An 11825-nucleotide genomic window follows, 5' to 3' on the forward strand; every position below is an offset into this window, starting at 1 on the left:
TGCCCTGGGCCTGGAAGGCAAAGGCGGGCGGATCCACGGTGACAGGAGGCGGCTGGATGACCTTGGACCGGGGTTCCAGCCGGCCGATGCTGAAGGAGATCGACAGGTTCGTCAGAACCATCCGGCCCCGACCGCCGAACAGGTACCACAAATGATCGTACCAGGCAAAGGCGCGGACATGATCATAGCTGACGCCCGTGGCCGCATCGAACCTGAAATAGGGATACAGGGAACCCCAGCTTCCCATCATGGCGCCGATTTTCCGGGCGATGATCTCTTCCGGCGTCCGCGTGATGTAATCCACCCAGGAGACATCCAGGGTGAAGGTGCCGTAGTTCCAGGTGTAATCCGTGTACACCAGTTCCGGGGGCAGCTGGACTTCGATGGCCGGGGGCTGGTAGGTGTAGGGTTCGGGATCGAAGACGATCACCGGGGGCGTGCCGCCCACATGGATGGTGTCGTCGCCGGACCCGCCGTTCACGATCACTTCCACGCCCGATGCCGTCCCGAGTACGTAAATCTCGTCGTCGCCGCCGGCCCCGTCCACCTCGATGGACTCGATGTTCATGAAATTGGTGATGCGCCCGGCCCCGGCAATGTAGGTATCGGTGATCACGAACACGTCGCCGATGGGCGTTCCGATGATCACGATGGTGTCGATGCCGGGCCCGCCGTTGATCATAACCGGCGCGTTTTGAACGTAATCGTAGCGGTTGGAGCCCGCGCCGCCGAACAGGGTGGACAGGTTGGTCACCTCATCGGGATTGTCACTGTTCTCCTTGAGTACCAGGAAGGTCTTGAGGAGGAAGGTGTCGTTACCCGCGCCGCCGTGCAGATAGAGCTTGGCCCGGTTGTGGTTGACCTCCATGCGGTCGTTCTGATTGCCGCCCAGAACGAACAGGGGCGCCGAGTTGCCGTTGGTCATGTTGGCGGTGTCGGCCACAGGCACGCCTTCAGGGTATTCCAGGGTCCGGTTGCCGGTATCGGGAATCAGGGGTACGGTGCCGATGACGATCTCGTCGTCGCCGCTGCCCAGATTGATGACGGTGACGACCGCCGTGTCGTTGCAGAGAATCCGGTCGTTGCCTGCAAAGGTGTTGATGGCCAATCGGTCGATGCGTCGATAGGTGATGGTATCGCGGGACGTGCCGCCCACGGCCCCGACGGTGACGGTGCCCGTGCGGAAGGCCCCGCTTCCGGCGGCGGTGAGGGTCAGATCGTCGGAGCCGAAGGTGCCGTTGATCACCAGTTCGTCAAAACCCGAATCCCCGCTGTCCGTCACGGCAAAGCGGTTTCCGGCCTCGCCGGTGGCGTTGATGATGATGTATTCGCGCAGGCTGTTTTCCGTGTTCCCCCGGTTGTCCACGGCAAGGCGCCCGGTCCAGGCCGAGACACCGACCTGGGCCTGACCCACCCAGGCCCTGCCGTCCATGTCGCCGATGACGATGCTGTTGTTGCCGGCTCCGCCGGTGATCAGGGCCTCTTCGAAAATCCCGGAAAGGTCTTCGATCACCGCACCCGGGGCATAATGGTCGCCCGTATCCGGCAGGGTCATGTCCGGATCATCTTCCCTGACCCGCGCTGCCAGGTCGTCGGCCGTGTCCGGCAGGGCCCCTGCAAAGGCGCCGCCGTCGTCACCGACGATGGTGCCCGTGATGAAGCGGGTGTCGGACAGACCCATGTCCGTATCCTGGGTCTCGATGAGGATGTCGTAACCGCCCGCGTCGAGGAAAGTGTCCTGTCCCAGGCCGCCGGTGACCGTGTCGTCACCCAGGCCGCTGTCCAGAATGTCGCCGAAGGGACTGCCCACCAGGGTGTCGTTCCCCACCCCGCCGATCAGTTCGAGCGTAAGAAGATCCGCATAGCCCACGCCGTCGGCGGCATCAGGATCGGCAAGGCCGCCGGCGTTCAGGAGGTCGTCTCCGCCAAGGGCGTCGATCACGACCTGGTCGCCCTCAGCGCGCACGCTCTGGGACACCACGTAATCGATCACATCCACATGGGTGATCTGAAGCTCGGTCATGATTCCGTCTGCGGGATTCTGCTCGGAAATGAAGAAGCTGTCCGGCCCGTCGGTTCCCACCAGATAAAGCACGTCTTTCGCGTTGTCGTCCTGCAGACTGATCCTCTGGGCTTCCACGGTGATCCGGTCATCGGTGGTGGCGTCGTTGTCATCCAGATCTTCGACATAAGTATAGGTGCCGGTGACCACTTCCCGTTTGCCGAAGGCCACGGAAAGACTGGACAGACCGGAGCCCCTCAGGTCCTCCACGGTGATGGTGTCGGCCCCTTCGCCGGCGTCTAAGGTGAGGGAGACCATGCCCCAGGCCCTTATCAGGCCGCCGTTCACCGTGAGGGTCAGGGCATGGGCCGACGGGGAGGCCACATGGATGGTATCGCTTCCGGTACCGGCTTTGAATTCCAGGTAGTTGCCTGCGGCGGTGTCGTCATTCAGGTTCACGGTGGATCCCATGCCTGCGGCGTTCAGCCGGACCAGGTCGGTACCCGTTCCCGTTTCGATGGTGTCGGCTCCACCGCCGCCGGTGATCTGGTCGTCGCCCGCGCCGCCGTTGATGATGTCGGTTCCGATGCCGCCGAAGATCTGGTCGTTGCCCGTACCGCCGATGAGGGTGGCCCCGGTGCTGCCCCCGTAAACCAGGTAGTCGTTATCCACCCCGCCGTCGAGATGTCCTGTGCCCGACCCGGTGTATTCCAGGTAATCGCCGCCCGTGCCGCCGTAAAGCGTGGCGTCGCCGTTACCGTTCATGATCAGCACGTCGTCCCCGCCGTCCCCGTGAAATTCCACGGGTACCAGAACGCCGTTTTTGACCTCGATGCTGTCGTTACCGTCACCGGCATGGGCCACGATGCGCGACACATTGGCGTAGGTCCTGCTCCGGCCCATGGCCGTGACCTTGATGGTGGCGTTGTCGGCCGTACCGCCGGTCTGCTCGACCACAAAGGATTCGTCCGCCGCGTCAGTGGCCAGGTTCCGGTAGGCGCCCCGATCCCCGATATTGAGGTTCAATTCACCACCGCTCCAGGTGCGTGCGTCCTGCATAGTGTTTGCCGCGTCACCGGCAAGATACACCGGCCTGGGCAGTTCCAGGTACCCGATGGTGAACCGGGCCGTTTTCTTGATGGTGATGAACAGGATCTTGATCCTCACCGTGACGGACAGCTGGATGGGCACCCGGCCTGACCCCTCGGCGGTGAAGGCGAAACTCAGATCCAGTCCCGCTAGGGTGATGCCGAAGAGCTTGGCCCGGACCGAGGCGCTGCCGGACAGTTCGAACCGGTAGTAGGGATTGCCCGTGTCGTCGACCTTGTACTCGCTCATCACCCGGAAATTGAACCCGCCGGACAGGCCGAAGGAACTGGTCCCCAGGGTGACTCCACCGCTCAGACGGATGTCGAAATTTCCACGGGAATCGAGCCAGCCGCTGCTGCTGAGGGTGGCCAGGCCGAAGAAGCGGATGCCGGCACTGTAAGTCAGTCGCCACTGGCTGCCGCTGACCGCGATGCTGAAGGAGGCGTCGAAGTTGAAGACCTTGAGAATTTCCACCCGGCCTGTCAGGGCCAGGGAGAAGGAATTGGCGGCCACGCCCAGCCGGGCCGTGCGGGTGGTGTTGATGGACAGGGTCCCGGAAGCGCCGATGTAGAAAACGTCGGCATCGGCCGAGACGCTGACGGCCAGTTTGAGGACCAGACCCGGATCGGCTCCGTAGTAAATACCCGCCCCGCCCGTTGCGCTGAACGTCAGGGGGCCGATGGCGAAATGGACGTCAAAGAGAATTTCCGTTTCGGTGTCGTTGATCAGGATATCGACCATGCCGCTGGCCTGGGCAAACCCCAGGAAATTCACCGTGCCGTCGATATGAATCCGGAAACCCGAGGGAATGGTGTAGGTCCTGCCGCCGGGGTCCAGGGTGGAGGTGAAGATCCGGGTGTTTCCGGTGGTGTTCACGTACAGGTAGGCCGTGGCGTCGAAGGTCAGGCCCACGGCCCGTCCGAAATCACCGCTGTTCAGCGTGAACTCCGCATACAGGGCCAGGCCGGAGGCATCGATGTTCATGAAGGCCGTGATCGCCACCGAGCCGAAAGGATCGAGCCGCATGGCCACATGGGCCTCGACTTCCAGATGGTCGCTGTCGATGGTGAAGGCGAAGCCCCCCTCGAGTTCCAGCACATCGCCCAGCACCATGCGTCCGGTCATGGTCAGGGTGAAGAAGGGACCGGCGGCGATGGTCTGATCGACGGGTCTCAGGCTGCCGTCGGGATTCCGAACAAAGGTGCCGGTGGTGTCGTCGACCTCGAACATCTCGACGGTCCGCTCATCGGTGTAGGAGTTGAATTCCAGGAGAAACCGGCCATGAAGCTCGATGCCGGGGATGCCGCTGCTCTGCATGGCCAGGTAGACCCGGCCCGCCACACCGTCCTCAAAGGCCACGAAATTCAGGGTGCCGGTCATGGCACCCAGGAAGGCGATCTCCGTACTGACCGCACCGATGACGTTCAGCCCCGATCCCGATCCCAGGGAAATCTGAATGAACCCGGTCAGGTGAATCACACCACCGATGACGATTTCCGCATGGATGGAGGCCGTGATGTACACTTCCCCCGCCTGGCCGGGATCGGCCTTACCGTCGAGGCCCGGGGCGGAGGCAAAGATCGTGAGGGTGGTGGGATCGTCCGGATCAAGCAGGGGCAGGAAGCTCTCGGGCATGGCGAAGGTCTGTTCCTGCAGGGTGGTGTTGAACATCACCGAGACCTGGCCCGTGGCACTGAAGATGTTGACGTCGGGAAGACCGATGTCCGCCGAGGAGCCAACGGTAAACATGCCCGCCACACCCGGGTTATCCCCGGCTTTGAGACCGGTGACCACCACCAGAAGGCCCTTGGCCTCGCCGTAGGTGACCTGGGCGCTGCCCACACCGAAACTCAATTCGGCCATGGCGAAGATTTCAAACCGCTGGGGATTGATTTCAAGGAAGAACCCGCCGTTCATTTTGAACAGATCGGTGTCCATGCCGGGGGGCCGGATTTTCAGCTGGCCCACCACCTCGATGGCGAAGGTGTAGGGAGACAGTTCGAAGGTCCGGGTGGCGTCGGCGCCGTCATCCCCCAGCCCGGAAAGGGTCAGGGTTTCGGTCTTGACGCTGCCGGTGGTGTTGACCTGGAGGGTTCCCTTGCCGAACATGAAGATGCCGAAGGGCTCCAGGAAGCCGAAATTGGTTTCCATGGTCATCACGCCCCAGAACTGGGGCCCCTGGGTGGTGAGGTTGCTCATATCCAGGATGAAACGGCCCGCCGAGGAGCCCAGGGTGCCCAGTTTGTAGACGGACAGCTGGGTGGCGAGCGTCAGTTCCAGCACCTTGCGGGTCGCATCGATTTCAAGGGTCACGCTGCCCGTGGCCAAAAGAAGGGGTTCGTCGGTGAATCCGGCGGTGTTCAGTTCAAGGCCCCCGGACAGTTCGATAAAAAAGGACTCGGCCTGGGTAATGACAATCATGGAGGCCGTAGACGCCTTACCGGCATTGGTGTGGGTCTCGTCGTAGACGTCGGTCATGGTGTCGTTCCAGCTTCCTGCGATGAACGAGAGGGTCAGAACACCGGTATCAAACTGGCCTTCAAAGGTGTAACGGAAGGTGTTGGAAACGATGGGGGCATAGGTCTCGCGGAATTCGTCCAGGGCCGCCTGGATCTCGGCCTCGTTGCCGCCGTAGATCGCTTCGAGTTCCTGACGTTTGTTGGCGTCCATGGCGGCCCGGACCTCGGCCACAGTGCCGGAAAAATCCCCGAAGGTGGCCAGGCGGTAAACGCCGGTGATCCGGATGTTTTCGCCGCCTGCGCCGGTCAGCCGGAATTCGGCCCCGGTGTCCAGAATGGAGGCCTCATCAAGGGTCGCTCCGCTGGTGGGGGTGAAGGTGATGTCGATGTAACCGCGGCCGTTCAGGGTTTCGCGGTCCACGTTGTCACCGTGCATGGGATCGGCCGGTGAGGCCCTGGCGGCATCCACGCTGAAAAATTCCTCTTCGGCCAGGTTGATCATGCCGCTGGTGTCGGCAAAGGACCCGGCTGCGATGGATACCGTGTAAACACCTTCGGAAAGGGAGACATCGAGGGTGTAGCGGTAGGTGGTGGTAAGGCCGATGCGTACCGGGCTTCCCCGGACGGCGATGACGGTGCCCACGGCGTCGGTGATGCGGATTTCATCGCCGTCGATGGTGTTGTGATCGATCAGATACCCGTCCGTGGGCGAAAAGGTCACATCGACATAGCCCATGGCGTTGATGGCATCCACGCCCAGGGCGCTGTTGTTCACGGGCGAAGAAAGATCCGCCGTGGCCCCGGTCACCGTAAATGTCTGGGCAAAGGCGATGTTGGCCATACTGCCGCTGTCGGTAAAACTGCCTTCGGTGAAATTCACCGTCACCTCACCGGGCTGGAATGCGCCGGTCAGGGTGTAGCGGAAGGTGTCGGTGGCCGTGGGTGTTCCGGAAAGGCCCCGCTCGGCCATGATGGCGGCCACCTCGGCCTGGGTGCCGTAGATATCGCTGAACTGGTAGAGTCGCTGGGGTGCGCCGTCAACGGTCACCGATAGCGCCCCCGGACCATCCAGGGTGAATTCCCGGCTGGCGTCGAGAATGGAGGACAGGCTCAGGGTGTTGCCGGATGCGGCCGCAAACGTCACGTCGATGGTGCCCCGGCCGTTGATTTTTCGGACGTCAATCTGGCCGGACCGTCCCGGGTTGGACAGAAGGGCCGTTGCCCCGTCCACGGCGAAGGCCAGCATCAGGCTTTCGTTCAAGGCCCCGGAAAGCGTGTTGCCGCCCGCGAGGGTCATGTCCAGGGTCTTGAAGGATCCGGCCCCGAAGGTCACCTGGACCTCACCCGGCGTGTAGACGAAGCCTGCATCGGTAATGGTGTAGCGGAAACGGTTGGTGCCGGTGCGGATGATGGCCTCGGTGAGGGTCTCGTCCGTTCCCGGCGTGAGCACCGAGAAGGCCATCATGCCGTCGGCGTCCAGCGAGGAGATCAAGGGATCGGGCCTGCCGTTCACACCGACCGTGTTTCCACCGGCCGAAAGGGTGAATTCAGCCTCCGAATCGAGAATGGAATCGTAATCCAGCACGGCGCCGGTGGACGCACCGTAAATCACGTCGATGTAGTACCGTCCGTTGAACGTGGCCGTGTTGATCACGGTGATATCCAGCCGCTCTCCGGCGGGATGGGCCAGCACCGCCGTGGGGGCGGCCTGGACCGTCGGAACGGTACCTTCACCCGGCAGCTGGAAGGTCACTTCCCTGCCCGCAGCGTTCCTGAATCCCATCTTGAGCTGGCCGTAGATCGAAAGAATCTGAACCTGTTCGGGGATATCGGCCAGGAAGTAAACCGCCACCTCACCCCTGGTCACGTTGGACAGATCGGCGTAGAGCTTGCCGGAAAGGCTGATGTTGTCGGCGGCGAAATTCAGTTTGCCGTTGATCAGGAACTTGCCGTCGGTGCTGATCTTGATCATCACCTCGCCGTTGAACACCTGCTGGGAGGTGTAGATGGTGAAGACCTTGCACCCGCCGGTGATGGTCATGGGGGCGGTGAAGGCCGCCAGGAAGCCGCCCCCGGCTCCCATGGCCCTGACCCGTTTGAACTGATTGACCACCTGCTGTTTGATGGAAGCCATCCACTGATCCGCCGTCATGGAGGTGGGCAGGCCGAAAGCGGAATTCCTCAGTTCCTTGGCGTTTTCAATGGACGGCAGGCTGGTGAAAAATTCCACGCCTGCGGAGAAATCGTTGATGGCCAGACCCGTATTGGGTTCGAGCACCACGCCGCCGGGGACCTCGATGTTGATGAACACGCCCAGGGGACCCAGTTCGGACAGACCCAGACGGATGGTCAGACCCCCCAGGCCCGGCATGCTGAACCCGCCCTGGATGCCCATGAAGAAGATGCGCTCGGCCACGGGCGTGCTGGTGTCAAAGACCCCGATCATGTTGTCGTTGGCATCCAGCTTGAGAATGCCGCCCACCAGGCCGCCGTTCAGCTCACCGCCGAACAGGTTGCCCTTGACCGTGACGCCGATGCTCTGGATGTCGATGATGGGGAATTTCCCTTCAAGCAGCAGAGAGGGGTCGATTTTCACCCCTTCGATGGCCCCGGAGAACTGAAGACCCGCCGCGCCGGGCAGACCGGTGATCGCGGCGGACAGGGTGATCACGAAATCACCGGGGGCGTTCTGGATATCGTCCCACTGAATGCCGATGGCGGTGATGCGGATGGGCAGCCAGGACGGCCACATGAAACTGTCACCCGAGGCCGAACCCACGGTCAGAAAAACCCCGAAGCCCCGATTGGTCACAAAACGGCCGTCACCCATGAAGGCGAAGTTCCGGGCCTCTCCCCCCAGTTCCAGGGAACCGAGTTTGAGGCCGGCCCCCACGGAAATAAAGGATACCAGTTCCTGATCCGCCGAAGCGCCTGTGTTCAGGTTGAAGCCCACGGCAAAGATTTTCACGACACTCCCGAGGGTTATGGTCAGGGTGTCGGCCTGGAAGATGAAGGCCTTGACCCTTCCGTGTTCGAATTCAAGCTCCAGGCGCAGGGCCTCGGTGTTGGCTGTGCCGTCTGAATTGATGTCGTCGGCGGTGGTCCGGTCCACGATGGAGGCGCTGACGGGGCGGCCCGGGAAGAACTGGGCCCCGCCCGAGGCCACATAGATGGACCCGTTGAAATCCAGGGCCTGGCCGAAGGTCACGCCGAAATTGGTGACGCCGAAACGGATGTCGTCGAAGACCAGCATGGTGCCGAAACGGATCTTGCCGTCAGCGCTGGACGTGCCGGTTCCGGCCTGGGCCGGGGTGGCCCCGCCGATACCGATCTCCGCCACGCCCAGCTGGAAGCCGTTGGGGCGGATCACCAGACCGGGGATTTCATCCCCTGACACCGAAGGATTGGGATCAAAGGGTTTGATCAGGCCATAGACCCCGAAGGTCGGAAAGGTCACCCGGGCAGATTCCACCCGGATCAGTTCCTGGTTCATGTAGGTCTGGTAAAGGGCCGGATAGTCTTCAAGGGCCTTTTCGTAGGCCCCAAGGGCTTTTTCATAAGCGGCCCGGTCCTCGTCCGAGGCACCGTCACCCGGATCGACCGGGGCCACCGGTTCTGAGGGCGACGGTTCGAAACGGATCACGATGCCCTCGGCATCGATTTTCACCACATCGGGCACCTCCACCTCGAGGGCCGCCACCCGGAAGCTGAAATTGCCGGGAACGGTGACCCGCACATTGCCGGACAGGAGGCCAAACACATCCACGCCGAAATCGAAGGTGCCCAGAACCCCGGTGAGGTCCGCCGTGATACCGCTTGACTGCTGCTGGGTGTTGGTGGTGGGCGGGGTGGTTCCGGTGGCGGCTGTGGACCCGCCGAAGGCCAGGGAGGCCCGGTCCACGCCGATGCCGATGGTCAGCATCAAAAATCCGTCCTTGAACCCGATGTCCTCGATGCCCACGGACGGTCCCTGGAGGAACAGGGGGCCGAGCTTCAGGCTCTTGGTCGAGGTGGCCCCGGCCGTGACTGCGGCGCTCAGGGTGAAGGTCTGGGTGATGGCGTTGTTGGCGGTGCCGTTTACGGTCCGGAAACTGTTCGCCCGGATGGTCACGGTCACTTCACCTTCCTTGAACAGGTCGATGGTGTTGGTGACGTTGGCGTCCTTCAGGTAGTAACGGTAAGTGGTTCCTGAAATCAAAACGGGGGCGCCCACGATGTCGGGCTGTCCGGCGGTGCCGGTCATCATCTTCACATCGGCCACGCCCGCGCCGGACAGAAGAATCTCGTCCCCGTTGATGGTCGAAGCGTCGATGGCCGCGCCGTCCCGGCTGATGAACATGATGTCGAGGTAGCGCTTGCCGTTCAGGGAGGCGATGGCCAGAACCTCACCGCTGATCGGAGAGGCCAGCCGGCCGGACGGCGCGGGCGGCGGCAGGGTGCCGTCGGCTCTCCGGTTGACCAGGCTGAAATATTCGGTTTCGGCAAAACCGGCCACGCCCCGGTTGTCGTACCAGGACCCGGCCAGGAAATTCACGGCCACATCCCCCACCTGGGGAAAAGTTCCGGTAACGGCATAGCGGTAGGTGTTGGGCGCACCGCCCGTGACCTTGACCGGACGGCCGTTGACGGTCACGCCGGTGACGGGCTGACCGTTCATGGTCAGGGAAAATTCGGGCGTGTTGTCGAAGATGCTGGTTTCATTGAGCCCCTGCCCGTTGGGATCGGCAAAGACCACGTCGATGTATTTCAGATCCGGGGTCAGGCCGTTGATCTGGCTGCGGTCGTAGACCAGATAGCCCCGGTCGCCGATTTCCACGGCATCCATGCCGAAACTCCCGGCGCCCACATCGGCGGTGGGGAACAGCACCGGCGTGTCGGCGGCCGGGGCGTCAATGCCCACCTGGCCGAACAGCTGGAAGCCGTTGACTTTAAACCGTTCCATTTTGAAACCCTGAACCCCTCCGATGAGGAAGGAGGCACTGCCCGCGATCTGGAAGTATTCCTGCCCGCCCACGGTGATGGTGACGGAGGCGCCGGCCATGGCCACGCTGACCTCGCCGGTGGGTTTCTTGCCGAAGGTCACCAGATCGCAGCCGATCTCAAGGATATCGGCCACGCTGATGCGGAAATTCTGACCGGTGAACCGGGTCACCTGCTCGGCCGTGGCAAAGGCGACGACCACCGAATCGGTGGTGTTGGGAATGGTGATGGTGCGGTTGACGGCCTGGCCGGAGGTGTTCACGGCGATCTCACCGGTGCCGCTGACGGAAAGGCCCGACAGACCCACCAAAGCGATGGTGCCCCGGGCGGTGAGGGCATAGGTCCCGTTGGCAAACCGGATCAGACCCACCCGGGCGTTGGTCAGAAGCACGCCCACGGCCTCGTCATTGACAGCCCCGTCGTCGTTCCGGTAGGGTCCCTGGCCCACAAACAGTTCGATGCCGTCCCCGCCGAAGGCATCCCCGCTGAACACCACCGAGCCTTCGATGGACACGAAGTCGCCGATGGTGATCTTGATGTCACTGGCAAAAAAGCTGAAGCCCGTTTCCGTGGCACTGAATCGGACGATGACCGTTGTGCCGCCAACCTCGATGGTCTGGTCGACGGCGCCGCCGGTGGTGTTGATGCGAAGGCCCACGGTGGCTTCCACGGCATCACCCAGGGCGCCTCTGCCGGAAATCTGTCCGGCCACGCCTGCGGCCGTGATGATCAACGCGCCCTGGCCGTTTGTGATACTGCCGCCCAGGCCCGCATCGGCAAAATCGATGCCGGTGAGGGCCATGCGGGTGACCTTGACGCCGGCGGCATTGGTGGCCTGATCGAAATACAGGTTCCCGGTGAGCGTGTAGCCGCCGAGGGTGATGCCCGCGTCCTCGGCCACGATGCGGATGAACCGTCCGGCGGGCAGGGACAGGGTGTCGGTGACCCCGCCTGCGGTAAAGGTCTCGCTGACCGCCATGGGCAGGGTGTTGATCTCGAAGGTGATGGCCGTGCAGCTTAAGGTCAGGCCCGACACGACGGTCAGGTCATCGGGGGCGATCACCAGTTTTCCGGCCAGGCCCTGGGGCGTGATCAGAAGGGAGCCGGTGGGAATCCTTACGGCGAACATGGTCTGGCCTTCGCTGGTCAGGTTCAGTTCCACACTGGAAACCGCCACCTTGACCACCCGGCTTCCGGCGGCGGTGGTGATCTGTTCGAAGCTGAAATTACCGGAAAGACTCTGGCCCATGACCGTCAAAATGATGTCCGTCCCTTCCACCCGAAGGTAGGGTCCG

At 62.6% G+C, this 11825-nt stretch carries 7 protein-coding genes and 1 pseudogene; 7 read left to right on the forward strand and 1 reads right to left on the reverse strand.

Annotated elements, in window-relative coordinates; genetic code table 11:
- Nucleotides 1-1780: 1780 nt before the first annotated feature.
- Nucleotides 1781-3340, reverse strand: a pseudogene (locus tag ACYQ11_RS13345) (calcium-binding protein); the annotation flags it as partial.
- A 438-nt stretch (nt 3341-3778) separates the two neighbouring features.
- On the opposite strand from ACYQ11_RS13345, the gene ACYQ11_RS13350 reads away from it, so the two are divergent.
- The 7 genes from ACYQ11_RS13350 to ACYQ11_RS13380 all read left to right on the forward strand — a co-directional run bounded on the left by ACYQ11_RS13350 (nt 3779) and on the right by ACYQ11_RS13380 (nt 11819).
- Nucleotides 3779-6001, forward strand: coding sequence for a hypothetical protein (locus tag ACYQ11_RS13350; protein WP_459924295.1), 2223 nt, complete (start codon nt 3779-3781; stop codon nt 5999-6001).
- Between the two features lie 943 nt (nt 6002-6944).
- On the forward strand, nt 6945-7127 hold the full coding sequence (locus tag ACYQ11_RS13355) for a hypothetical protein (protein WP_459924296.1): 183 nt from the start codon (nt 6945-6947) through the stop codon (nt 7125-7127).
- A 104-nt stretch (nt 7128-7231) separates the two neighbouring features.
- Nucleotides 7232-8632, forward strand: coding sequence for a hypothetical protein (locus ACYQ11_RS13360; protein WP_459924297.1), 1401 nt, complete (start codon nt 7232-7234; stop codon nt 8630-8632).
- A 724-nt stretch (nt 8633-9356) separates the two neighbouring features.
- The gene (locus ACYQ11_RS13365; RefSeq protein WP_459924298.1) at nt 9357-9722 is read left to right on the forward strand and encodes a hypothetical protein; all 366 of its coding nucleotides are present in this window, start codon (nt 9357-9359) and stop codon (nt 9720-9722) included.
- Nucleotides 9723-9923: 201 nt separating this feature from the next.
- Nucleotides 9924-10127, forward strand: a complete 204-nt coding sequence (locus ACYQ11_RS13370) for a hypothetical protein (protein WP_459924299.1) — start codon at nt 9924-9926, stop codon at nt 10125-10127.
- Between the two features lie 939 nt (nt 10128-11066).
- Complete coding sequence (locus tag ACYQ11_RS13375) at nt 11067-11369, forward strand: hypothetical protein (RefSeq protein ID WP_459924300.1); 303 nt, start codon at nt 11067-11069, stop codon at nt 11367-11369.
- A 69-nt stretch (nt 11370-11438) separates the two neighbouring features.
- On the forward strand, nt 11439-11819 hold the full coding sequence (locus ACYQ11_RS13380; RefSeq protein WP_459924301.1) for a hypothetical protein: 381 nt from the start codon (nt 11439-11441) through the stop codon (nt 11817-11819).
- The last annotated feature ends 6 nt before the right edge of the window (nt 11820-11825 follow it).

The organism is Desulfatiferula olefinivorans (assembly GCF_054657895.1).

Coding starts and splice junctions, on each gene's coding strand:
- ACYQ11_RS13380 (WP_459924301.1), top strand. CDS start 11,439: ATGAACCGTCCGGCGGGCAGGGACAGGGTGTCGGTGACCCCGCCTGCG.
- ACYQ11_RS13375 (WP_459924300.1), top strand. CDS start 11,067: ATGTCACTGGCAAAAAAGCTGAAGCCCGTTTCCGTGGCACTGAATCGG.
- ACYQ11_RS13350 (WP_459924295.1), top strand. CDS start 3,779: ATGGACGTCAAAGAGAATTTCCGTTTCGGTGTCGTTGATCAGGATATC.
- ACYQ11_RS13370 (WP_459924299.1), top strand. CDS start 9,924: ATGGCCAGAACCTCACCGCTGATCGGAGAGGCCAGCCGGCCGGACGGC.
- ACYQ11_RS13360 (WP_459924297.1), top strand. CDS start 7,232: ATGGGCCAGCACCGCCGTGGGGGCGGCCTGGACCGTCGGAACGGTACC.